The following is a 24152-nucleotide window of genomic DNA, read 5'->3' as shown; positions in this document are numbered from 1 at the left end:
ACCACCTATCGGTATCGAAGTCTTTTTGCCAGCGGCTCGGGGAGCCAGGGTTTGGAGGCCGTGACGGCGGTTTCGAGCGGCGCCGACAGACTGGCCTCCCGCCACCAGCTTTCCTTGGCGAGGCCGCCGATGCCGACGAGCAACGCCATTGCAAACACGATCAGACCACCCCGCGCGGCACCGAAGCACGCGCCCAGGAAACGGTCGGCAGCCCCGAGGCCGGCTGCGCGAATCAGCTCGCCCAGCAACCAGCGCAGGAGCGCCACCACAATGAGTACGACCACAAAAATGACCAAAAATGCCGTCGGCCCCTGCAACACGGGTTCCTTGACCCATGCGGATGTGAGCGGCATCAGCTGATCCATGAAATGCCGTGCCACGAGGAACGCCAGCACCCACGCCCCCAGAGCGACGATCTCGGAAAGCAGCCCACGCCAGAAGCCCAGCAGCGCCGACAAGCCGACGAGGCCGAGGAGCGCGTAATCCAGTCCGCTCAAGACGCGTCGTGTCTCAGGGCTTGGCCGCCACCGAGGCCTGCACGCCGAGCACCTTCTGGATGCGCGCCGCGGCCTTGTCGGCGGCTGCCTTGTTGGGGAAAGGTCCGGCACGCACACGGACCTTGTCGCCCACGGTTTCGGTATAGGAAGGATAGCCTTCGGCCTTGAGCTTGGCCCGCAGCACCGCCACGTTGCCGGCCTCGCGGTACGCGCCGAGGGAGATCAGGTGCGGCTTTCCGCCCGCATCGGCGGGCGCGCTGCCGGACAGCAGGGCCTTCGCCCGCTCGGCGTCGGCCTGGGCCTTTTCGCGTTCCCGCTCCTTCTGCTCCCTTTCCTTTTGTTCCTTTTCCTTCTGCTTGGGATCGGGCTTGGGTTCGGGTTTCGGCTCCGGCTTCTTCGGCTCGAGCTTCTTGGGTTCGGGCTTGGGCTCCGGTTTGGCGATCTCGGCCTTGGGCGCTTCAGATTTGCGCGGGGGCGGGATGAGCTCCTCGCCGGGCTTGAAAACCGGGCCGTCCACATCGGGATCGACACGACGGCCGGGCTTCTCCTCGATGACCGGTGCGGCGGTTTCCTCGACGACGGAACCCGCAACCGGCTGACTCGGCGCCGGCGCCTTGCCGGTAATCACGCGGGAGGTGAAATTGCTGCCTTCCTGGCTCGGAATGCGGATCTGGACATCCTGGGAGGGCGGACGCGGCTCATGGTCCATGACCATCGGCAGCACGATGGCCGCCGCCAGGGCCAGCGCGGCGGAACCCACCAGGCGCCGGCGCGCGCGCTTCTTCAGATCGATCTGCGGATCGTTGTCGGCCATACTTGCAGCAACACCTATTGCGGCGATTTCCTGGCGGCCATCACGTCGGCCACCGTCAGGAAAGAGCCAAAGACTACGATTCTATCACCCTCGGCGGCCCGCCCGCGTGCGACCTCGTACGCACTGGCCGGCGATGCGTGCTCGACGATCTCGGCGGTGACGCCGGCCTCGCGCAGGATCGCCGCCAGGCGCTCGGCCGTCAGGCCGCGGGGGCCCGGCAAGGTGGCCACCAGCCAGTGGTCGACCCGGTCTCGAAGGAGGCGGATCACGCCGCCCACATCCTTGTCGGCAAGCATCCCGACCACCGCCCAGGTCTCCGGAAAATACCCCATGCTGGCGAGGTTTTCGTTGAGCACACCGGCCGCCTGCGGATTGTGGGCCACATCGAGCACCACCGTCGGACGCCCCGGCAGCACCTGAAAGCGCCCCGGCAGATCGACCAGCATGAAGCCCTGGCGGATGGCCTGCATCGGAACCGGCAGGATGTCCTTCACGGCTTCGCAGGCCGCCATCACCGCCGCCGCGTTGAGTAGCTGGTTGGTCCCGCGCAGCGCCGGATAAGCCAGACCACCACGACGGCTGCCGCCCGCCGTCCAGAAAGCCCATTGATTCTGATCGCCGGCAAAACCAAAGTCCCGGCCGCTGACCTGAAGCTGGGCGCCGATCGACTCGGCGTGGGCCAGCAGCGACGCGGGGGGCATGGGATCGCCGCAGATCGCCGGTTTGCCCGCGCGGAAGATGCCCGCCTTCTCGAAGCCGATGGCTTCCCGGGTGTCGCCGAGATAATCCATGTGATCCATGGCCACACTGGTGACGATGGCGCAATCGGGCTCGAACACGTTGACCGCGTCCAGCCGTCCGCCCAGGCCGACCTCCAGGATGATCGCGTCGAGTCCGGCGCGGCAGAACGCCACCCAAGCGGCAAGCGTGCCGTGCTCGAAGTAGGTCAGCGGAATCTCGCCGCGGGCACGCTCGACTTCGGCGAAGGCATCGACGAGCACCGCATCGGCAACATCGCGACCGTCGATTCGCACGCGTTCGTTGTAGCGCAGCAGATGCGGCGAGGTGTACAGCCCGACGCGTTTGCCCGCCGCCAGCAGCACGGCCTCGAGCAAGGCGCAGGTCGAGCCTTTGCCGTTGGTGCCACCAACAATGAAGAGCGGACAGGTTTGTGGGTAAGCCAGCGCGTCGCGGACGGCGCGCACGCGATCGAGACCGAGCTGGATCGACTGGCCGTGGCGTGCTTCGAGCAGGCCCAGCCAGCCATCGATAGTTTCAGGCAACTGCATGGGTCACGCGGCGGATTTGACGGACGCCTGACGGGTCAGGAGCGTGAGGAGCTCGGCCAGGCGGTCGCGCAGCTCGCGCCGGTCGATGATCAGGTCGATCGCGCCCTTTTCGAGCAGGAACTCGGAGCGCTGGAAGCCCGGCGGCAGCGTCTCGCGCACGGTCTGCTCGATGACGCGGGGGCCGGCGAAGCCGATCAGGGCGCCGGGCTCACCGATCACGAGATCGCCCATGAAGGCAAAACTGGCGGACACGCCACCCATCGTCGGGTCGGTCAGCAGCGTGACGAACGGCAGCTTGCGCTCCGCCAGCAACGTGATGCCGGCGGTGGTCTTGGCCATCTGCATCAGCGAGAACAGACCTTCCTGCATCCGGGCGCCGCCCGAGGCGGTGACGCAGATGAACGGCAGGCGTTGCTCGACCGCGGCCCGAACGCCACGGATGAAGCGCTCGCCGACCACCGAGCCCATCGAGCCACCTAGGAACTCGAACTCGAAGCAGGCGATGACGACCGGCACGGTCTTGATCGCGCCCTGCACCACCACCAGCGCGTCGGATTCGTCCGAGTCGGCATGGGCGGCGGCGAGACGATCCGGGTAACGCTTGGAATCCTTGAACTTCAGCGGATCGATCGGCACCACTTCGGCACCGATCTCGAACTGACCTTCGGGATCGAGCAGCAGTTCGATGCGCTGACGCGCGCGGATGCGCTGGTGATGGCCGCACTTGGGGCACACGTTGAGATTGCTCTCGAGGTCGGAACGATACAGCACCGCCTCGCAGGCCGGACATTTGCTCCAGAGCCCTTCGGGAATCGCCTTGCGGCCGGACGGCGTGTCACGCTTGATCTTCGGCGGCAGCAGCTTCTTCAACCAGCTCATCAGCGCTCTCCCACGGTGTCGATGGCGGTACGGATGCCCCGCAGGAAGGCGGTCACCTTGGCGGGCGCCTCGTCGCGGCTGCTCTGTTCGATCTCTTCGATGATGCGGCTGCCGATCACCACCGCATCGGCCAGGCCGGCGATGCGCGCCGCGGTGGCCGCGTCACGAATGCCGAAGCCCACGCCAACGGGCATGCCGACCTTCTCGCGGATCGCAGGAATGCGTCGGGCGACCTCGTCGAGATCGAGGGTTGCCGAGCCGGTGACCCCCTTGAGCGACACGTAGTAGATGTAGCCACTCCCTACCGCGGCGACATCGGCGAAACGCTGCTCGGTCGAGGTGGGTGCCAGCAGGAAGATCGGATCGAGCCCGGCGCGGCGGCAGACGCCCGCGAACTCGATGCACTCCTCGGGCGGGTAGTCCACCACCAGCACGCCGCTGACGCCCGCATCGGCGGCCGCGCGGGCAAAGGCCTCGGCACCCATCGCCTCGATCGGATTGGCGTAGCCCATCAGCACGACCGGCGTGGTGTCGCCGGTCGCACGAAAGGCGCGAACGAGGTCGAGGAGCTTGCGCGTCGTCATGCCAGCGGCGAGCGCCCGTTCGGAAGCGCGTTGAATCGTGGGTCCATCGGCCATCGGATCGGAGAACGGCACGCCCAGCTCGATGATGTCGGCACCGCCGGCCACCAGCGCCTGCATGAGCGGCAGCGTCATCTCGGGGGACGGATCACCCGCGGTGATGAACGGAATGAGCGCCTTGCGGCCCTCGGCAGCAAGCCGCGTGAAGGTGTGTTGGATTGTTGACATGGATGGTATGAATGGTCAGCGGCCCCGCCCGGCAATACCGGCGAGGCCGTGAAGATCAGAACTGGATGCCGGATTTCTCGGCGACGGTGTGCATGTCCTTGTCGCCGCGGCCGGAGAGGTTGACCAGCAGGACCTTGTCCTTGGGCAGGGTCGGCGCCAGCTTCGCCGCGTAGGCCAAGGCATGGGACGACTCCAGCGCCGGAATGATGCCTTCGAAACGGCACAGATCGTGGAAAGCCTGCAGCGCCTCGGCGTCGGTGATGCCGACGTATTCGGCGCGGGCGCTATCCTTCAGCCAGGCGTGCTCGGGGCCCACGCCAGGATAATCGAGACCGGCGGAGATCGAGTGGGTCTCGATGATCTGACCGTCCTCGTCCTGCAGCAGGTAGGTGCGGTTGCCGTGCAACACGCCGGGCCGACCCGCGGAGAGCGAAGCAGCGTGCATGCCCGAGTCGATGCCGCTGCCGGCCGCTTCGACGCCGATCAGGCGCACGTCGCGATGCTCGATGTACGGATGGAAAATGCCCATCGCGTTGGAACCGCCGCCGACACAGGCGATCACGTAATCGGGCTGACGGCCGGCCATCTCGGGCATCTGCTCGATGCATTCCTTGCCGATCACCGCCTGGAAGTCGCGCACCATCATCGGATAAGGGTGCGGACCCGCCACCGTTCCGATGATGTAGAAAGTATTGTTGATGTTGGTGACCCAGTCGCGCATCGCTTCGTTCAGCGCATCCTTGAGGGTCTTCGAGCCGCTCTCGACCGGCACGACAGTGGCGCCAAGAAGCTTCATCCGGTAGACGTTGGCGGCCTGGCGGCGAACGTCCTCGGAACCCATGTAAACCACGCACTCCATCCCGTAGCGGGCGGCCACCGTGGCGGTCGCAACGCCGTGCTGCCCCGCTCCGGTCTCGGCGATGACTCGCGGCTTGCCCATGCGGCGGGCGAGCATGGCCTGCCCGATGCAGTTGTTCACCTTGTGGGCACCCGTGTGGTTGAGGTCCTCGCGCTTCAGGTAGATCTGCGCGCCGCCGAGCAGGCCCGACCAGCGCTTGGCGTGGTAGATCGGGCTCGGACGCCCGACGTAGTGCTTCAACTCGTACTCGAACTCGGCCACGAAGGCCGGATCACGCTGGGCCGCTTCATAGGCCTGCCGCAGCTCGGTCAGCGCCGGGATCAGGGTTTCTGCGACGAACACGCCGCCGTACGGGCCGAAGTGACCACGGGCATCGGGTAGATCGTAGGGGGCATCAGCCATGTGCATTTTGGACTCCGGCAACAAATTCGGTGATACGGACGGCGTCCTTGATGCCCTTCGCGGCCTCGACACCGCTGGAGACATCCACCGCCCACGGGCGGACGCGTCTGACGGCCTCGGCCACATTTCCGGCGTTGAGCCCACCGGACAGGATCAAGGGCAAGGGAAGTCCGGACGGAATCAGCGACCAGTCGAAGGTTTCGCCGCCACCGCCATAGCCTTCCACGAACGCGTCGAGCAGCAAGCCTTGGGCGCTTGGAAAGGCAGCCGCGTATTTTAACAGATCGAACCCCTGCCGCATCCGCGCCGCCTTGACATAGGGCAGCCCGAAGCCGAGGCAGTCGTCCTCGCCTTCGTCGCCGTGAAACTGCAGCAGTTGCAGCGGCACGTTGGCAACCACGTCCTTGACCATATCGCGCTCGGCGTTGACGAAAAGCCCGACGATTGTCACGTAAGGCGGCACGAGGCGCGCCAGCTCGGTGGCCAGTCGGACCTCCACGAAACGCGGGCTGGGCGGATAGAACACGAAGCCGATCGCGTCGACGCCGGCGTCCACGGCGGCACGAACGTCTTCCTCACGGGTCAGCCCGCAGATCTTGATTCGGGTGCGATGCACGTTCAGGGCAGCAGCAGTTGAGGAGCCGCGATGATACGCCCCCCGCCCGGCAGCGGCCACCGTTGCGGATACTCCACGCCGCACAGGTAAAGCCCGTCGGGCGCAAAGGTCGGCGCCGCGAGGGTGCGATTGCGCGCCGCAAGGAGTTCGGCCATCCACTCGACCGGTCGTCGCCCCTTGCCGATGAAGACCAGCGAACCGACCAGGTTGCGGATCATGTGATGAAGGAAGGCGTTGGCGTGAAAATCGAACAGGACGTAATCCCCCTGACGCGCGACAGACACCGAATGAACCTGCCGGACGGGCGACTTAGCCTGGCACTCCGCTGCCCGAAACGACGTGAAATCATGCTCGCCGACGAGGCACAGCGCGGCTTTGGTCATCGCATCGACGTCCAGCGGCCCAAACGTCCAGCCGACCCGCCCACGCAGCAAACCAGGACGAATCTTGCGGTTGAGCAGGACGTAGCGGTAGCGCCGTGATTCGGCGCTGAAGCGGGCGTGAAAATCCTCATCCACCTCCACCGCCCACAGCACCCCGACACTTGCCGGCAGGTGGCTGTTCACCCCGCGCACCCAGGCCTCGAGCGGGCGGCGAACCGTCGTGTCGAAATGTGCCACCTGGGCCGTAGCATGCACACCGGTGTCGGTTCGCCCCGCGCACATCAACTTCACCGGCACCTGAGCAATCTGCATCAGCGCTGCCTCGAGGGCATCCTGCACCGTGCGCCCATGGGACTGGGTCTGCCAGCCCTCGAAAGCGTCCCCGGCATACTCGATACCTAACGCCACCCTCACTGGCTCGCACCCCACGCTATTGCCATCGCCACTCCAACCATTGCCATCCGATCCCACCACCGCAAGGTCGCGACGTTGACAGACAGGGCTTCGGAAGGCGACACCATCCCTTCTTCGCCGATCAATGCCCGCCAACCACCCGCAGGCGGTGTTTCCACATAACGCAACACGAGGAGAACCCGAACCGCTAACCGTTCGACCGACAGCCCCAGCCCCGCCAGCGGCGACGCCAGCGTGATCAAGCCCGCGACAAGCGCGTGCTCGCCCGTGGTCTCGAGCAACAGCGCCACCAGCAGCACGACCAAGACAAGACGCAGGCCGTGGAGCAGTGCGAGCGCCAATCCTTCGCGGGTCGGGGCCAATCCAGCCAGGGCCGACATCACGGCTTCACCCGGCGTAAAGCAACCGAACAGCACCACCAACACGAGTACGAGGAAGCGGCTCCGCCTGAGCAGGCGCCAGGCACGCCGACGCGCGAACCATCCGGCGAGCACCATAACGACAAGCCCGAAGCCCCCCAACGCGGGGCCTCGGGCCAGTTGTGAAAATGCGACCAGCGCAATCCAGACAACGAGGCGCGTAGCCGGATGAAGCATCAACTACAACCGGCTCCCCGCCACCACGTCACGACCTCATCCTCGTACATTCCGCTCAGGACAGACGGGACAGGATCGTGCGCGCCTCTTCCTGCTGACGCCCGGAACCTTCGCGGAGCACTTCTTCCACCAGTTCGCGGGCACCATCCTTGTCGCCCATCTCTTCGTAGGCCCGCGCCAACTCCAGCTTGGTCGCGACTTCCTGCTGCAGATCCAGATCGAGCGGAGGCTCGGTCGGCGGCCCGGCATCGGGCAGTTCGATCGCAGTATCGATCTCGGAACTCAGTCGCGTCGGGCTCAGATCCGCAACTGCAGTCCGCGTGGGGGCCTTGGGTTCGGCCTTGTCGTCCAGTTCGAAGTCAAAATCGAGCAGACTGCTGTCGAAACTCGTCCGTTCGAGGTCCACCGTCGCGGAATCCAGGGACTCACGGATTCCGTCGTCTGCCAGCGTTGCGGTGAGATCCACATCCACCGTCTGATCGCCGGCATCCGGGCTGTGGGTACCGAACTCGGAACTCAGCTCGAAATCGAGATCGCTCGGATCCGGCAAACCCAGATCGGTGCTCAGACGCTGCGGTTTGGTAGACGTGGACTGCAGGCTGGGCGGCATGGCGTCGCCTGCCACCAGGGTCGAGCCCATGTCGAAAGACTGATCGAAACCGAGATCGAAATCGAGACCACTGCTCGCCGAGGGCGCGCTGCTGTTGAGCGTTACCGTCCGGGCGCTGTTGGCGTCATTGCCGGCATTGAGATCCAGATCGAAATCGAGGGAAACGGGCTCCGGATGCGCCACGTCAGCCACCTGCTGAGTGTCGGCCGACACTGCCCGATCGATGTCCTCCATGCTGGTGTACTGATTGAGATCACCAGGCAACGCCCAGGTGTCCTTCAGCTGTGAAGGCGACTCGAGCGGATCGTCGCTCACTGGCGGCTGCGGCTCGTTAGCGACAAATGCGGGCTGGGCTGCTGGCACGCGCGCTGCGCCGGCCTGAACGAAGCCCGTGGCACCGCCCACGGCACCCGAAATGGTCTGTGGCCCCGCCGGCACGGACGGCGGCGAAGGCATCGCTGCGGGCCCCGCCGGCACGCCAGGTGCGGGAATCCGGTACAGGGGGCTGTCAGGATCGACCTTGCGCCCCAGCGCGGCGGCCTTTTCCCAGTCCTGACCATTACCACCGGTCAGAGAATACAGCTCCGTAGCCGTGGTCTCGAACTGCTTGAGGTTCTTGCGCTGCGCGTAAATCTCGAGGAGCTTGAGATGCACCCCCGTCCGACCCGGATCGGTCTTCAGCGCATCGAGCAGGATTTCCTCGGCCTGGGCATCACGCCCGTAAGCCATGTAAACATCCGCCTCGGCCACCGGATCGACGCCTTCGTCGGTATCGATCGAAGACAGGCCGGACTGACTGAAGTCGGTCTGAATCTGGCTGCTGCTGCCGGTATCGACGCTCTGACCGCCCGCACTACCGAACACGGAATTGGAGCCGTCACCGAACTCGGACAGCGCCGGCGTCGTCGTCGGAGCACCCTGACCACTGCGCCGCTGATACAGCTTGTAGCCGCCCCAGCCCAGCAGCAAGGCCAGCACGCCTCCGATACCGAGATAAAGGGACGAGTCGTCGCTCGGCGCGTTCGACGGGGCCTCCGGCGGCGGACTGGCGGGAGCCGGCTTCGGCGCCTCGGCGACTGGCGCGGGCGGAGCAGGCTTGGGTTCGACGATCGGCTCAGGCGCCTTCGGTAGCGCAGCGGGTTTTTCCGCTTCCGGCACGGCTGCCGGAACCGGCGCAGCAGGAGGCACAGGAGCCTGCGCGACGGGCGGGGCAACGGGCGCGGCTGCCTGCGCGGGGGGGGCGTCGGACTGCATCTGCGCCATGCCCTGGCTCTTCAGCTCGACCAGACGTTGCAACTCCTTGATGCTCTTTTCGAGCTCCGCGAGACGGGTGTTGGCTTCGCGCAATGCCTTGTCGCGGGAGACCAGATCTTCTTCGAGCGCCTGCAGACGGGCAACGGATTTCTCGCCCCCGGCCGCCCCCGCGCGCAGACCTTCCTCGCTCTTGGACACCTTGAGCTGATCGCTGGTGCCCGCAGCGGCCGGCGCCCGATCTTCGACCTTGGCGCCGATCTTGCCGGCACTGCGCTGAACGGCAGGTGTTTCCTTCGCGGGCGCTGCCGCAGCCTGCTCGGCGAGCTTCTGCCGGTAACGTCCGAAATCGGCAGACTGGGCAACGATCTGCTGACGCCCACCTTCACCGCCCTGTCGAATGCTCTCCGCATCGGGGATGCGCAGGATCCGACCGGCCTGAAGGCGGTTCATGTTGTCGCCGGCAAAAGCAGCCCGATTACCCTGGAACAACGCCGTCAGCATCTGCTCCATCGAGACGCCTTCGGGACGATTTTCCATCGCGATCCGGTTGAGGGTATCGCCCGGCTGAACGGTGTAAGTACGACCCGCACCCGGTGCAGCGACAGGCCGGGCTGCACGAGGGGTTGTGGCACGCCGACTTGCAGCCGCCTCAGCCCGCGCGTAGGGCGTCGCACCTCGCATTTCGGGGGAAGCAACCGCAACGGCTGCACGCGGGGCACCGGCATCCGGCGGATCGAGCAGGAAAGTGTATTCCCGAATGAGCCTGCCAGCCGACCAGTTCAGCTCGACCAGCATGTCCACGAAGGGTTCGTTGATCGGCCGATCGCTCGTGACCCGCACGACGGCTCCATTGCCGCGACGCTCGACGGCCATGCGCAGCCCGCTCACCGAAGAGGGGTAATCGACACCGGCCTGCCGGAAGGCTTCGACGGAAGCGAGCCGGGCGGTCATGTTCTGGATTTCTTCGGGCGAGGCGGCAATCTCCACCTCAGCCCGCAACGGCTGGCCGAGCCCACTCAGGACGGTGATACGCCCCAGCCCCGCGGCGGTGGCGCTGAAGGACAAGGCGCTGATGGAGGCCGCGAGCAGGGTGCGCTTAAGCCGACTTTTCACGAGGTTCTTATGCACGAAGGCTGATCATCGAAATCGAGTTATCGATGAACATAACATCATGGGTTTGGTGAGGCAAGTTCAAGCGGTGTTTGAACTTAGCACTAAATTACACTGCATATAAAAAAAGGCGGCTTGCGCCGCCTTTTTTTGCATCAACCCTCGAGCAGGACGCGCAACATGCGCCGCAGCGGCTCGGCTGCACCCCAGAGAAGCTGGTCGCCCACGGTGAAGGCCGAGAGGTACTCGCCCCCCATCGCAAGCTTGCGCAAACGGCCGACCGGCACCGTCAGCGTGCCAGTCACCGCCGTCGGCGTCAGGTCGCGCATGGACGCCTCGCGCTGGTTCGGCACAACCTTCACCCAGTCGTTGGCGGAGGCCAGCATGGACTCGATCTCGTCGATCGGGATGTCCTTGCGCAGCTTCAGGGTCAGCGCCTGGCTGTGGCAACGCATTGCACCGATACGCACGCAGAGACCGTCGATGGGCACCGCCGGCGCGCTGAATCCTTCGCCGCGACCGAGAATCTTGTTGGTCTCGACGCCGCCCTTCCATTCTTCCTTGGACTGGCCGTTGCCCAGATCCTTGTCGATCCAGGGGATCAGCGAACCGGCCAGCGGCACGCCGAAGTTGGACGACGGGAACGCGTCGTCGCGCATGGTACCGGCCACTTCACGATCGATGTCGAGGATGGCGGACGCGGGATCATCGAGCAGTTCCTTGACGGAGCGGTTGAGCTCGCCCATCTGCGAAAGCAGCTCGCGCATGTTCTGAGCGCCGGCACCCGACGCGGCCTGGTAGGTCATGGAGGTCGCCCATTCGACCAGATCGCGCTGGAAGAGGCCACCGAGCGCCATCAACATCAGCGACACGGTGCAGTTGCCGCCGATCCAGTCACGCCCCCCCTTGGAAAGGGCATCCTTGATCACGTTCATGTTGACCGGGTCGAGGATGATGACAGCCTTCGGGTCCATGCGCAGCGAGGACGCGGCATCGATCCAGTGGCCGTTCCAGCCGGCGGCGCGCAGTTTCGGGTACACCTCGTTGGTGTAGTCCCCACCCTGACAGGTGATGACGATGTCCATCGCCTTCAGTTCGTCGATGTTCTTCGCGTCCTTCAGCGCAGGCGCTTCCTTGCCGAAGTTGGGCGCCTTGCCACCCGGATTGGAGGTGGTGAAGAACACCGGCTCGATCAGCGCGAAATCGTTTTCCTCGCGCATGCGCTGCATGAGCACGGATCCGACCATGCCACGCCAACCAACCAGACCCACTCTTTTCATTGATTTCCCCGATCAGACTTGAACTGCTTTTATAGGTGAGTTACAGCGCCGCGATGACCGCGTCGCCCATTTCCTTGGTACCGACCCGACGGGTGCCCGGTTCGTAGATGTCGCCGGTGCGATACCCGGCGGCGAGCACTTTCTTCACCGCGGTCTCGATCCGCGCCGCCTGCGTTTCAAGGTTGAAACTGTAACGCAGCATCATCGCGGCCGACAGCATCGTGGCGAGCGGGTTGGCGACGTCCTTGCCGGCGATGTCGGGCGCCGAACCGTGGCTCGGTTCGTACATGCCCTTGCCTGCGGCGTTGAGCGATGCAGACGGCAGCATGCCGATGGAGCCGGTGAGCATCGACGCTTCGTCGGATAGGATGTCGCCGAACATGTTGCCGGTCACCATCACGTCGAACTGCTTCGGCGCGCGGACCAGTTGCATCGCCGCATTGTCGACCAGCATGTGGGAGAGCTCGACGTCCGGGTAGTCGGCGGACAGCTCGATCATCACGTCGCGCCACAGCTGGGTCGTTTCGAGGACGTTCATCTTATCCACCGAGCACAGCTTCTTGCCGCGCTTGCGGGCAGCCTCGAAGGCCACTTTGCCGATGCGGCGGATCTCGGACTCGGCGTAAACCATGGTGTTGAAGCCGACGCGCTCGCCGTTCTCCTCGCGAATGCCGCGGGGCTGACCGAAATAGATGTCGCCCGTGAGCTCGCGCACGATCAGGATGTCGAGGCCGGAGACGATCTCGGGCTTCAGCGAGGACGCGTTGGCCAGCTCGGGATAGAGGATCGCCGGACGCAGGTTGGCGAACAGCTCCAGCTGCTTGCGGATGCCCAGCAGACCGCGCTCGGGGCGTTGATCGCGGGGGTAGTTATCCCACTTGGGACCACCGACGGCGCCAAGCAGCAGCGCATCGGCCTCGTCGGCCAGCTTGACGGTGGCTTCCGGCAACGGCGTGCCGGTCGCATCCACCGCAGCGCCCCCGACAAGCGCGAATTCGGCTTCGAAATTCACGCCATCGCCCCGCAGCGCCTCCAGCACGCGCAGCGTCTGATCCATGATTTCGGGGCCGATGCCGTCACCCGGCAGAACACAGATTTTCATCTTCTATTTCCAGTTTGTTATGGGTTGGCGCGGCGGCGCAGGCCGCCGGGGCGATCAGGCAAACAGCCAGGGCTGGTCAATGCGACGGCGGGCTTCGTAATCGCGGATCTTGTCGGAGTGACGCAGAGTCAGTCCGATATCGTCCCAGCCGTTGAGCAGGCACTCGCGACGGAACGGATCGACGTTGAAGGGAATCACCTTACCGTCAGGGCGGGTGATCGTCTTGGCGTCGAGATCGACCGTGAGACGGTAGCCGGTGGTGGCGTGGCACTGGGCAAACAGCGCGTCCACCTCTTCGGCCGCCAGCTTGATCGGCAGCAAGCCGTTCTTGAAGCAGTTGTTGAAGAAGATGTCGGCAAAACTCGGGCCGATCAGCACGCGGAAGCCGAAATCCTCGAGCGCCCAGGGGGCATGCTCACGGGAGCTGCCACAGCCGAAATTGTCGCGGGTGAGCAGAACCTGGGCCCCCTGATAACGGGGCTGATTGAGGACGAAGTCCGGGTTTCGGGGACGGCCGGCGTTGTCCTGGCCGGGCTGGCCGACGTCCATGTAACGCCATTCGTCGAACAGGTTGGGGCCGAAGCCGCTACGCTTGATCGACTTGAGGAACTGCTTGGGAATGATCGCGTCGGTATCCACGTTGGCGCGGTCCATCGGCGCCACGAGCCCGTCGAGTCTGGTGAAAGGTTTCATCTTACTTGGCTGCCTTCTGGATGGCTTCGCCACCCTTTTCAATATCCTTGCCGAGCCCCTGGATGGTGTTGCAGCCACTCAGGAAAAGCACGGCGAAAACGCCGATGATTGCCGCAAATCTGCGCATCACCCTGTTCCTCCGCTCGCTTAGCCGAGTTCACGCACGTCGGCAAAATGGCCGGCGATCGCAGCAGCGGCGGCCATGGCCGGGCTCACCAGGTGGGTACGCCCACCTGCCCCCTGGCGGCCTTCGAAGTTGCGGTTGGACGTGGACGCGCAGCGCTCGCCCGGCTCAAGGCGATCGGCGTTCATCGCCAGGCACATCGAACACCCCGGCTCGCGCCACTCGAAGCCCGCCGCGACGAAGATCTTGTCGAGCCCTTCGGCCTCGGCCTGGCGCTTGACCAGACCGGAACCCGGCACGACCAGCACCAGCTTGACGTTGTCGGCCTTGCGACGCCCCTTGGCGACGACGGCAGCAGCGCGCAGGTCCTCGATCCGGGAGTTGGTGCACGAGCCGATGAACACCTTGTCGATGGCGATCGACTTGATCGGCGTGCGCGGCGTCAGCCCCATGTATTGCAGGGCGCGGGCCATGCCCTCGCGCTTCACCGGATCCTTCTCGAGGGCCGGATCGGGGACCACGGCATCGATCGACGCGACCATCTCGGGCGAAGTGCCCCAGGTGACCTGCGGCAGGATCTGGGCCGCGTCGAGCTCGACCACCGCGTCGAACACCGCGCCATCGTCGGAATGCAGGGTACGCCAGTATTCGACGGCGCGATCCCACTGTTCGCCACGGGGCGAGAAGGGACGATCTTTCAGGTATTCGATGGTCTTGTCGTCCACGGCCACCAGACCGGCGCGGGCACCGGCCTCGATCGCCATGTTGCAGATGGTCATGCGACCTTCCATCGACAGGCTGCGGATCGCGCTGCCGCCGAACTCCATCGCATAGCCGGTGCCACCGGCGGTACCGATCCTGCCGATGATCGCGAGTACGACATCCTTGGCGGTGACACCGGCGCCGAGCTTGCCCTCGACGCGGATGAGCATCGTCTTGGATTTCTTCTGCAGCAGGCACTGGGTCGCCATGACGTGCTCGACCTCGGACGTGCCGATGCCGTGCGCGAGGCAGGCAAAGGCGCCGTGGGTGGAGGTGTGCGAGTCGCCGCAGACAACGGTCATGCCTGGCAGCGTGGCACCGTTTTCCGGGCCGATCACATGAACGATGCCCTGTCGCTGATCCTTGAACGGGAAATAGGCCAGCGCACCGACTTCGCGGATGTTGCTGTCGAGGGTTTCCACCTGCTGACGGGAGACCGGGTCCTGAATGCCCTTGTCCCAGTGGTCGGTGGGCGTGTTGTGGTCGGCCGTGGCCACGATGGAATTCACGCGCCAGGGCTTGCGCCCGGCCAGCTTGAGGCCTTCGAAGGCCTGCGGGCTGGTGACTTCGTGAACCAGGTGACGATCGATGTAGATCAGCGCGGTGCCGTCTTCTTCGACGTGCACCACATGGCTCGACCACAATTTTTCGTAAAGCGTCTGCGCTTGCATGGGCAATTCTTCGGTCTGGATTGACGCCGGGAGAGGCGGGGAAACTTTCATTATTTCACAGGCCTAGCGCGCTGAGTAGCTCGCTCGTAGAGCGGCATCACCCGCGCGGCGTAGTCGCGGAGGTCTTGCTGGCGCGACTCGTTGGACGGGTGGGTCGACAGCCACTGCGGCGGCGCGCCGTTGGACACCTTCGCCATCTTCTGCCACAGCACGATGGCGGCGCGGGGATCGTAACCGGCGCGAGCCGCCAGTTCGACACCGATCCGGTCGGCCTCGGTCTCGTGTTCGCGGCTGTTGGGCAGCTCGAAGCTGACCTTTGCGACGGTGCCGATCAGGTCGGTTCCCGCCTGACCGACCCCCAGCGCCGCGCCCAGCACGGCCACGCCGATATTGGTGGCCATCGCCTGGGAGGCGCGCTCGCGGGCGTGTTCGCGCAGCGCGTGGGCGATCTCGTGCCCCATGATCGCGGCGATCTCGTCGTCGCTCAGATCGAGCCGCTCGATGATGCCCGAGTAGAAGGCGATCTTGCCGCCGGCCATGCACCAGGCATTCAGCTCGTTCGAGCTCAACACATTGACTTCCCACTGCCAGCCCGGGGCATCCGGGCGAAAGGCGCCCGTCGCGGGAATCAAACGTCGAGCCACCGCGCGCACGCGCTCGACCTGCTCCTTATCGCGGTTGAGGGCGTTCTTCTGACCGGCCTGCTGGAGAATCTGGTGGTAGCTCTGGGCCGACGCCTGATCCATCTCCTTGGCCGACACCATCATCGTCTGGCGACGCTCGATGCCCACCGCGCCGCCCTGGGTGGTCTGTACTGTCTGGCAGGCGGTCACCACGCCGGTTGCGATCAGCACGGGCAGGAGGCCGCGCGCCCATTCGAATCGTTTGCTCATTTTGCTCCTGGACATGTCGTTTGATCGATCAGGCGGCACGCGCCTTGGGGCCCGTCCGCCAGCCGAAGGCCAACATCAGCAGGCCGAACAGCGCGAACAGCGAACCAATGGTGTAAGTCCATGCCGGTCCGATCCAGTCCCAAGTGTAGCCGCTAATCAGCCCCCCGATCATGCCGCCCGCGCCAAACGAGATGCTTCCGAACAAGGCCTGCCCCCGCGCCTGATGCCGGGCCCCGAACCACGCATTGACCGCGGCAACCGACGCGGCGTGATGGGAGCCGAAAGTTGCGCCATGCAGGAGCTGCGCGAAGAGCAGGATCGCCAGCACCTCGACACCCCAGCCGATCAGCACGAATCGCAGCACCGCCATCGCGAAGCTGAAGAGCAGGATGCCGCGCAGCGAAAAGCGTTGCAGCAGCCGTGGCATGCCCATGAAAACGACGATTTCCGCCACCACGCCGAGCGTCCACATCCAGCCCACGAAAGACTTGCTGTAGCCGTGAGCCACCAGATGCAGCGAGTAGAACACGTACAGCGCCCCATGGCCCGCCGCCATGCAGAAGCTCGCGGCCAGTAGTGCGCGCACCTCCGGCCGGCGCAGGATGTCGCCCAGGGGAACATGCGGCTGCGACATACCCGCCGTCCGGCGCGCCTCCGGAATCGTCAAAGCACACAACAGGATGCCGCCCAGCGTCGCGAGCAGGACCCACAGCAGCGCGCGCACGGGCCAACCGTCAAGCAGATAGCCGAGCCCCAGCACCGCAGCGATGAATCCGACCGACCCCCACACCCGGATGTTGCCGTAACGCCCGGCTTGCCCATCGAGATGAGCAAATGTGAGGGTCTCGACCAGGGGCAGCGCCGCGCTCCAGAAGAACGCCAGGAACGCCATGCTGGCGAACAGCACGGCGTAGGCGTCGCCGTACAGGAAGCCCGCGAATCCAACCATCGACAGCATCGCCGACGCACGCACGATGGGCGTGCGCACCCTCATCCGGTCGGCCAGCCAGCCCCACAAGGTGGGCGAAACCATGCGCATCACCGCCATCAGCGACATCAGCATGGCGATCTGTCCGGCGTTGCAGCCGACGGACTGGAGATACAGGCTGAAATACGGGGAAAAGGCGCCGATGAAGGCAAAGTAGAAAAAGTAGTAGCCCGAGAGGCGCCAGTAAGGAATCATCGACGGAATTGTATCGCCCAACAAAAAAGAGCGCCCGCGAGCGCTCTTTTCAGGGTGGAGCAGATCGACGCTCAGTTGAGCAGATGGCTCTTCAGGATGTCGTAGAGCTCGTCCTTGAGCTGCAGGCGACGCTTCTTGAGGTCTTCCAGCTCGAAGTCGGTGGCCAGTTCGGCATTCACCTCGACGCGCACCACATGGCGATTCACATCGTGGTATTCGTCGAACAGGCGGGCGAAATGCCCATTGGAAAGCTTCAGGGCGTGAATCTGCTCCCGGTACTCGGGGAATTCGTGGTTGAGATCGTGTTGGTCCATGCATTACCTCCCGTTGTCGTCAATTTTTGAGTGCCTGTGAGACGACTTTACGCCCCAAAAGCGTGCAAAAAGTTGACGGCGATCAACCCTTGGGACGCGGTGACGGAACGCACTGCACGCCCGTCGGCGCGAGCCCCGCAATCCTCGGCGTCGGGCACGCCACGTCGGCATTCTGGGCCCGGTGACGCAGCGCGTGGTCCATCAGCACCAGGGCCAGCATGGCCTCGGCGATCGGAGTCGCACGGATGCCGACGCAGGGGTCGTGACGGCCGTGCGTATTCACCACCACCGCTTCGCCCGCCTTGTCGATCGAACGGCGATCGAGGCGTGTGCTCGCAGTGGGCTTGATCGCCATGCTGACGATCACGTCCTGACCACTCGAGATGCCACCGACCACGCCACCGGCGTTATTGGACAGGAAGCCTTCAGGGGTCATCTCGTCGTTGTGAACGGTGCCAAGCTGGCTGACGCTGTCGAAGCCGGCACCGATCTCGACACCCTTGACCGCGTTGATGCTCATCATCGCGTAGGCGATGTCGGCGTCGAGACGGTCGTAGACCGGCTCGCCCCAGCCGACCGGCACGCCGGTAGCCACCACATTGATGCGGGCACCGACGGAATCGCCGGACTTGCGCAGTTCGTCCATGTAGGTTTCGAGTTGCGGCACGATCGCCTGGTTAGGCGCAAAAAAAGCATTGCCGTCGATCTCGTCCCACGAGACGAAAGGAATCTCGACCGGGCCGAGCTGGGCCATGTAGCCGCGGATCACAATGCCGTAGCGTTCGAAAAGCCACTTGCGGGCGATGGCGCCGGCGGCCACGCGCACCGCCGTCTCGCGCGCCGAAGACCGGCCGCCACCGCGATAATCGCGGATGCCGTATTTCTGCCAGTAGGCGTAGTCGGCGTGACCAGGCCGGAACTGCTCGGCGATGTTGCCATAATCCTTCGAGCGCTGATCCTGGTTACGGATCAGCAGCGCGATGGGTGTCCCGGTGGTCACACCCTCGAATACCCCGGACAGGATCTCAACGCTGTCGGGCTCCCGACGCTGGGTGACGTGACGCGAAGTGCCCGGCTTGCGGCGATCCAGTTCGATCTGGATGTCCGCCTCGCTGATCGCCAGCCCCGGCGGACAGCCATCGACCACGCAACCGATCGCGGGGCCATGGGATTCGCCGAAGGAGGTGACGCAGAACAGCGTGCCGAGCGTGTTACCGGACATGGAAGAACTCTCGAAGGGACAAAAAGACAGCTATTGAGTCTAGCACGCCGCCGGCACCCGGGCCGGCGGCGCCAGCGCAGGCTTACTGGAAGAACTCGTCGAGACGACCGAAGACCGGATGATCGCCGTCGTGCTTCTTGACGTACTGGACGTCCTCGAGCTTTTCCACCTGACGGATCATCTTCTCAAGCCGCTGATCCTCGAAGACCAGCAGCCAGATGCGGCTGGTATCGCCACTGCCCACCGGCATGCACAGGATGCCTTCGACGTTGAACGCACGGCGCGCGAAGAGACCGCAGATGTGGCTCATCACCCCCGGGTGATTGGCGACGGCGAGTTCGAGCACGACCTTGTGAAAGCCGTTGTGCTCGGGCACGTCCGGAATGTACTCGGACATGGGCTTGGTTTCGGGCGTGTTTTGTGCAGACATCGTGATCTCCTCGGGCTCAGCCGATCATCTCGGAATTGGCGGCGCCCGGCGGCACCATCGGGTAGACGAATTCGTTCGGATCGATCGTCGCGTGGATGAGGCAGGGACCCGGCGTGTGCAGGGCCTCGGCCAGCGTGGCGCGGGGATTGGGCGACGGATCGAGGTCCACCGCGCGCATCCCGAAGCCTTCGGCGATCTTCAGGAAATCGGTCGGGCGCTCGTAGCGGGACGCCATGATGCGCTTGCCGTAGAAGAGGTTCTGCTGCTGGTGCACCAGGCCGAGGGACTGGTTGTTGAACAGCACGATCTTGACGTTAACGTTTTCCTGGGCGGCGGTGGCCATCTCCTGGATGTTCATCTTCAGGCTGCCGTCGCCGGAGAAGCACACCACCGTGCGGTCCGGCTCGGCCAGGGCGGCGCCGATCGCGGCCGGGAAACCGAAGCCCATCGTGCCGAGGCCGCCGGAGTTGAGCCACTGGCGCGAACGACGGAACGGGTAGGCCTGAGCCACCCACATCTGGTGCTGGCCCACGTCGCTGGTGATGATCGCGCTGTCGTCCAGGCTGTTGGCGACGGCGTGGATCAGGCCGTAGGGCGAACGCGGATCGTCGACACCCGGCATGGCCAGCGGGAAGCGGCCCTTAAGGCTCTCGACGTGCGACAGCCAGCGCTTGCGCAGTTGCGGCTTGACGCGCGGCAGCAGCTCGGAGAGCACCTGCCCCACATCGCCGGCGATGGCCACGTTGGCGTTCTTGACCTTGTGCAGCTCGGAGCGGTCGATGTCGATGTGGATGATCTTGGCGTTCGGGCAGAACTCGGCGGTCTTGCCAATGGCGCGGTCGTCGAAACGCGCGCCCACGCAGATCAGCAGGTCGGCCTCCTCGAGCACGTAGTTGGTGTAGCGGGCACCGTGCATGCCGAGCATGCCGATCGACAACGGATGATCCATCGGCATGGCGCCGAGGGCCATCAGCGTCATGGTGGTCGGCAGGGAAGCCTGCTCGGCGAGCGTCACGGCAAGCTGACCGGCGCCGGAGTGGATCACCCCACCACCCAGGTACAGCACCGGGCGCTCGGCCGCCTCGATCATCTTCGCGGCTTCTTCGATGGCGGCGATGTCGAAGGTCGGGGCCGCGTCGGGCACGACCACATCCGGGTATTCGTCGAAGCTCACCATCTGGTTCTGGACGTCCTTCGGCACGTCGATCAGCACCGGACCGGGACGGTCGGACATGGCGATGCGGAAGGCTGCCGGCACCACGTTGAGCAGATCCTTGGCCGAGCGGACCAGGAAATTGTGCTTGGTGATCGGGATCGTCAGGCCGTAGGTATCGACTTCCTGGAAGGCGTCGGTGCCGATCATCGAGAGCGGCACCTGACCGGTGAGCGCAATCATCGGGATCGAGTCGAGCTTGGCGTCGGCAATGGCGGTGACGAGGTTGGTCGCGCCCGGGCCGCTGGAAGCCAGACAGACCTCGGGCCGGCCGGACACCCGGGCCATGCCCTGGGCGATGAAGCCGGCACCCTGCTCGTGACGACACAGGACGTGGTGGATCTGCTCGCTCTTCGAAAGGGCGTCGTACATCGGCAGGGCCGCACCGCCGGGCACACCGGCGATCGTGCGGATTCCTTGCCGTTCGAGCAGCTTCACGATCAGGTCTGCTCCAGTCATTTGCATCATCGAGATTCTCCTAGTGGCTTGGGGAGCCGAACTGCGATCCGGGCCAGGGGCACAACTAAAAAAACAAAACCCCCGCCGGTTACGCGCCGGCGGGGGTCTGCTGAATTCTCTCTGGACTGCCTTTGGACCCTTACGACGCGCGCTCACCTACGCTTACTACGCGTACTACAACAACGGCGTCGACAGGCAGGAAGTGGGCGAAACGGGTCACGACAGTCACGAAGTCATCTACAAGACTAAGCTTTGATTATTCTCACAACGGCTGGAAAACACAAGTGATTTTTTGCACCGCACCAGCCCCATCGGTGGCACACATCACGCACCGGGCGACGAATCCCGCAACACTCGACGAAGGATCTTGCCGACGTTGCTCTTGGGCAGCTCATCGCGAAACTCCACGAAGTGAGGCACCTTGTAGCCCGTGAGCCCCTCGCGGCAATACGCGATGAGCGCCTCGGCGGTGAGCGCCGGATCCTTGCGCACCACGAAAATCTTCACCGCCTCTCCCGAACGCTCGTCCGGCACACCCAGCGCCGCCACCTCGAGCACCCCGGGGTGAGAGGCGACGACGTCCTCGACCTCGTTGGGATACACGTTGAAGCCGGAGACGAGGATCATGTCCTTCTTGCGATCGACGATTCGCACAAAACCCGACTGATCGATGGTGGCCACATCCCCCGTGCGCAGGAAACCATCGTGCGTGAAGGCCCGCGCCGTGTCGTCCGGGCGGTTGTAGTAACCCTTCATGACTTGCGGCCCCTTCACGCACAGCTCGCCCGGCATACCCATCAACACCTCGTAACCGTCGTCGTCCCGCAAGCTGATGTCGGTCGACGAAATCGGCAGGCCGATCGAGTGATTGAAGTCGGGCAGATCGAGCGGGTTGATGCATACCGCCGGCGACGTCTCGGTCAGTCCATAGGCCTCCGCCAGGGGCTTGCCGGTGACCTGCTTCCAGCGCTCCGCCACCGCCTGCTGAACGGCCATGCCGCCGCCCAACGCCACCTTCAGCGACGAGAAATCGAGCTTCTCGAATTCGGGATTGTGGAGCAGCGCATTGAACAGCGTATTGACGCCGGTGATCACGGTAAAAGGATACTTGCCGAGCTCCGCCACGAAGCCCGGAATATCGCGCGGATTGGTGATCAGCACGTTAGTCGCACCGATCTTGAAGAAGGTCAGACAGTTCGCCGTGAGGGAGAAGATGTGGTACAGCGGCAGCGCGGTGATGATGATCTCCTCGCCCTCCCTCACGTACGGGCTGATCCATGCGTGAGCCTGCTGCAGATTGGCGACGATGTTGCCATGCGTCAGCATCGCCCCCTTCGCGACACCCGTGGTCCCACCAGTGTATTGTAAGTAAGCTAGGTCGTCATGACCGATGGCGACCGGTCGTGGGGCGTGGGCAGCGCCCAGGCCCAGTGCGTCCTTGAAGCTCACCGCACCGGGCAGACTCCAAGCCGGCACCATTTTCTTCACGTGACGAACGACGAAATTGACCACCAGCGACTTGGGAAAACCCAGCATGTCGCCCAGGCCGGTGACAACGACGTGTCGTAACGACGACACGCTGCCGATCACCTCCTGCAAGGTGTGGGCGAAATTCTCGACGATGAGGATCGCCTCGCAGCCGGCATCGCGCAACTGATGTTCGAGTTCGCGGGCGGTGTAGAGCGGATTGACGTTCACCACCGTGTATCCCGCCCGCAGGATGCCGAACATCGCGACCGGATACTGCAGGCAGTTGGGCATCATCAGCGCAACGCGGGCACCCTTGGCGAGCTTGAGCTCACCCTGCAGATAGCCCGAAAACTGGCGCGACAGCACGTCCAGGTCGCGGTAGCTGATCGACTTGCCCATGCAGACGTAGGCCGTCCGCTCGCCAAACTTGCGCACGCCCTTGTCGAACAGATCAGCGAGCGACGCAAACTCGCTGACATCGATTTCGGCGGGCACGCCAGGGGGATAGCTCTTCAGCCAGATCTTGTCCATCTTGTCTCCTTTGTAGTTGGCGATCGAGTCCTGCCGGAGACCCGACCCTGCAACGCAAGGCCCTCCAACAGGAACCCGCCCTCCCCAGGCGGTCCCGGTGTCGTCCGACACCGGCGTCCAACATACTTTTCGACTGGCGTTAGAACGCCTTTTTGTTAGGCCGCCCTGCCCCCTGAGCGGACAGCCTGCTTGCTACCTGGCCCAGCCTGAATCAGACCTTGTCTTCTTCGGCAGGCCAGTTACGGATGTAATTCTTCAACATACGGTTCTCGAAGCTCTGCTCCTCGAGCACGGCCTTGGCCACGTCATGGAAAGACACCACGCCCATCAGTGTCGTGTCGTCCATCACCGGCAGGTAGCGCTGGTGGTGCTCGACCATCTGGCGACGAAGCTCGTCCATATCCATATTCACCGACGCGGCAACGGGATTCTTGAGCATCGCGTCCTCGACCGGCAGGCTCTGCCATCCGGCACCCGCCTTCTGCGTCGCCACGAGCACCTCGCGGAAAGTGAGCAGACCGGCCATGCGCCCCTTGTCGAACACAACCAGCGAACCCACGTCCTGCTCGGTCATGACCGCCACGGCTTCCGCCAGGGCCTTGTTGGGGGAAATCGTGAAGAGGACCTTCCCCTTGATCGCCAGAATCTCGCTAACCAGCATTTTCTTTCCTTTGAGCGACGTCGATACGCCTGAAAAACCATACCTTTTCGCATGGTATTCGATTGCGCCGACGGAGAGAAGCGCACCCGGATAAGGGCTTACCCGGGCTTGCGCAATTTCTCTCGCTCACGTCGACACCGCACAACGGACAATGCGTCGCGCAGCCGACACTCAGCGCTCGAGGAGCTTGAGCTTGTCGGCCACGCCACGCCATGCGTCGGCATCCACCGGGGGCTCCTTGCGCTCCACGATCGGCGTCCAGCTGCGCGCCAACTCGGCATTGAGGGCAATGAAACCCTCCTGACCTGCCGGCACATCGTCTTCGGCAAAAATTGCCTCAGCCGGGCATTCGGCAACGCACAGCGTGCAGTCGATGCACTCCTCGGGGTCGATCACCAGAAAATTCGGACCTTCGCGAAAACAATCCACCGGGCACACATCGACACAGTCGGTGTACTTGCAGCGAATGCAGTTTTCGGTGACGACGTAAGTCATGGGGCGCTCCTGAACATGGTGCCGCACGTCCCGCGATGCGAGGCCGGTGGCTGGCTGATAATGGGGAAGAGGGGCTGAAATATACCGCATTCACTCCCCGGATGAGGCCGCCCGCCC

The 24152-nt window shown here is 64.4% G+C and carries 24 protein-coding genes; all 24 read right to left on the bottom strand.

All coding sequences use genetic code 11. The features are described 5' to 3' along the window. Nucleotides 1–5: 5 nt before the first annotated feature. Nucleotides 6–497, bottom strand: a complete 492-nt coding sequence (locus tag ACE3P2_RS12495; RefSeq protein WP_374264902.1) for a CvpA family protein — start codon at nucleotides 495–497, stop codon at nucleotides 6–8. Nucleotides 498–510: 13 nt separating this feature from the next. Further along, nucleotides 511–1311, bottom strand: coding sequence for an SPOR domain-containing protein (locus ACE3P2_RS12490; RefSeq protein WP_374264900.1), 801 nt, complete (start codon nucleotides 1309–1311; stop codon nucleotides 511–513). A 14-nt stretch (nucleotides 1312–1325) separates the two neighbouring features. After that, nucleotides 1326–2600: a bifunctional tetrahydrofolate synthase/dihydrofolate synthase gene (gene folC / locus ACE3P2_RS12485; protein WP_374264898.1), complete on the bottom strand. Its 1275-nt coding sequence runs from the start codon at nucleotides 2598–2600 to the stop codon at nucleotides 1326–1328. A 3-nt stretch (nucleotides 2601–2603) separates the two neighbouring features. Next, the gene (accD, locus tag ACE3P2_RS12480; RefSeq protein ID WP_374264896.1) at nucleotides 2604–3479 is read right to left on the bottom strand and encodes an acetyl-CoA carboxylase, carboxyltransferase subunit beta; all 876 of its coding nucleotides are present in this window, start codon (nucleotides 3477–3479) and stop codon (nucleotides 2604–2606) included. Next, a complete protein-coding gene (gene trpA, locus ACE3P2_RS12475; RefSeq protein ID WP_374264894.1) occupies nucleotides 3479–4288 on the bottom strand; it encodes a tryptophan synthase subunit alpha in 810 nt (269 codons plus the stop codon). The genes accD and trpA overlap by 1 nt, the downstream gene beginning before the upstream one ends. A 55-nt stretch (nucleotides 4289–4343) precedes the next feature. Continuing rightward, nucleotides 4344–5555, bottom strand: coding sequence for a tryptophan synthase subunit beta (gene trpB, locus ACE3P2_RS12470; protein ID WP_374264892.1), 1212 nt, complete (start codon nucleotides 5553–5555; stop codon nucleotides 4344–4346). Next, nucleotides 5542–6165, bottom strand: coding sequence for a phosphoribosylanthranilate isomerase (locus ACE3P2_RS12465; protein WP_374264890.1), 624 nt, complete (start codon nucleotides 6163–6165; stop codon nucleotides 5542–5544). Before ACE3P2_RS12465 ends, trpB begins: the two co-directional genes overlap by 14 nt. Before the next feature lie 2 nt (nucleotides 6166–6167). Next, nucleotides 6168–6962 carry a tRNA pseudouridine(38-40) synthase TruA gene (truA, locus tag ACE3P2_RS12460; RefSeq protein WP_374264888.1) on the bottom strand — a complete coding sequence of 265 codons (795 nt, stop codon included), beginning with the start codon at nucleotides 6960–6962 and terminating at the stop codon, nucleotides 6168–6170. Then, nucleotides 6959–7558 (bottom strand): CbiQ family ECF transporter T component, encoded by a 600-nt coding sequence (locus ACE3P2_RS12455; protein ID WP_374264886.1) that lies wholly within the window; start codon nucleotides 7556–7558, stop codon nucleotides 6959–6961. The genes truA and ACE3P2_RS12455 overlap by 4 nt, the downstream gene beginning before the upstream one ends. Before the next feature lie 55 nt (nucleotides 7559–7613). After that, nucleotides 7614–10550, bottom strand: coding sequence for a FimV/HubP family polar landmark protein (locus ACE3P2_RS12450; protein ID WP_374264884.1), 2937 nt, complete (start codon nucleotides 10548–10550; stop codon nucleotides 7614–7616). A 137-nt stretch (nucleotides 10551–10687) separates the two neighbouring features. Beyond that, complete coding sequence (gene asd / locus ACE3P2_RS12445) at nucleotides 10688–11812, bottom strand: aspartate-semialdehyde dehydrogenase (protein WP_374264882.1); 1125 nt, start codon at nucleotides 11810–11812, stop codon at nucleotides 10688–10690. Nucleotides 11813–11852: 40 nt separating this feature from the next. Continuing rightward, nucleotides 11853–12914, bottom strand: coding sequence for a 3-isopropylmalate dehydrogenase (gene leuB / locus ACE3P2_RS12440; RefSeq protein ID WP_374264880.1), 1062 nt, complete (start codon nucleotides 12912–12914; stop codon nucleotides 11853–11855). A 54-nt stretch (nucleotides 12915–12968) separates the two neighbouring features. Further along, on the bottom strand, nucleotides 12969–13607 hold the full coding sequence (gene leuD / locus ACE3P2_RS12435) for a 3-isopropylmalate dehydratase small subunit (protein WP_374264878.1): 639 nt from the start codon (nucleotides 13605–13607) through the stop codon (nucleotides 12969–12971). A gap of 1 nt (nucleotide 13608) precedes the next feature. Then, the gene (locus ACE3P2_RS12430; RefSeq protein WP_374264876.1) at nucleotides 13609–13734 is read right to left on the bottom strand and encodes an entericidin A/B family lipoprotein; all 126 of its coding nucleotides are present in this window, start codon (nucleotides 13732–13734) and stop codon (nucleotides 13609–13611) included. Between the two features lie 20 nt (nucleotides 13735–13754). After that, a complete protein-coding gene (leuC, locus tag ACE3P2_RS12425; protein ID WP_374264874.1) occupies nucleotides 13755–15164 on the bottom strand; it encodes a 3-isopropylmalate dehydratase large subunit in 1410 nt (469 codons plus the stop codon). 50 nt (nucleotides 15165–15214) lie between these two features. Continuing rightward, nucleotides 15215–16057 carry a M48 family metallopeptidase gene (locus tag ACE3P2_RS12420; protein ID WP_374264872.1) on the bottom strand — a complete coding sequence of 281 codons (843 nt, stop codon included), beginning with the start codon at nucleotides 16055–16057 and terminating at the stop codon, nucleotides 15215–15217. A 28-nt stretch (nucleotides 16058–16085) separates the two neighbouring features. Then, a complete protein-coding gene (locus ACE3P2_RS12415) occupies nucleotides 16086–17240 on the bottom strand; it encodes an MFS transporter (protein ID WP_374264870.1) in 1155 nt (384 codons plus the stop codon). Between the two features lie 71 nt (nucleotides 17241–17311). After that, nucleotides 17312–17554: a YdcH family protein gene (locus tag ACE3P2_RS12410; RefSeq protein WP_374264868.1), complete on the bottom strand. Its 243-nt coding sequence runs from the start codon at nucleotides 17552–17554 to the stop codon at nucleotides 17312–17314. Nucleotides 17555–17636: 82 nt separating this feature from the next. After that, nucleotides 17637–18776 (bottom strand): chorismate synthase, encoded by a 1140-nt coding sequence (gene aroC, locus ACE3P2_RS12405; RefSeq protein ID WP_374264866.1) that lies wholly within the window; start codon nucleotides 18774–18776, stop codon nucleotides 17637–17639. Between the two features lie 82 nt (nucleotides 18777–18858). After that, on the bottom strand, nucleotides 18859–19173 hold the full coding sequence (ilvN, locus tag ACE3P2_RS12400) for an acetolactate synthase small subunit (protein ID WP_374264918.1): 315 nt from the start codon (nucleotides 19171–19173) through the stop codon (nucleotides 18859–18861). Between the two features lie 49 nt (nucleotides 19174–19222). Then, nucleotides 19223–20887: an acetolactate synthase large subunit gene (ilvB, locus tag ACE3P2_RS12395; RefSeq protein WP_374264864.1), complete on the bottom strand. Its 1665-nt coding sequence runs from the start codon at nucleotides 20885–20887 to the stop codon at nucleotides 19223–19225. Nucleotides 20888–21202: 315 nt separating this feature from the next. Then, the gene (locus ACE3P2_RS12390; RefSeq protein ID WP_374264862.1) at nucleotides 21203–22879 is read right to left on the bottom strand and encodes a long-chain-fatty-acid--CoA ligase; all 1677 of its coding nucleotides are present in this window, start codon (nucleotides 22877–22879) and stop codon (nucleotides 21203–21205) included. A 211-nt stretch (nucleotides 22880–23090) separates the two neighbouring features. Next, a complete protein-coding gene (locus ACE3P2_RS12385) occupies nucleotides 23091–23540 on the bottom strand; it encodes a CBS domain-containing protein (protein WP_374264860.1) in 450 nt (149 codons plus the stop codon). 171 nt (nucleotides 23541–23711) lie between these two features. Next, nucleotides 23712–24035 carry a ferredoxin FdxA gene (fdxA, locus tag ACE3P2_RS12380; RefSeq protein ID WP_374264858.1) on the bottom strand — a complete coding sequence of 108 codons (324 nt, stop codon included), beginning with the start codon at nucleotides 24033–24035 and terminating at the stop codon, nucleotides 23712–23714. Nucleotides 24036–24152: the final 117 nt, after the last annotated feature.

Origin of the sequence: Zoogloea sp. (assembly GCF_041911615.1) — a bacterium.
Lineage (GTDB): Bacteria > Pseudomonadota > Gammaproteobacteria > Burkholderiales > Rhodocyclaceae > Zoogloea.
Note: the sequence above shows the minus strand (reverse complement) of the source record. Positions and strands in the feature narration are given on the sequence as shown.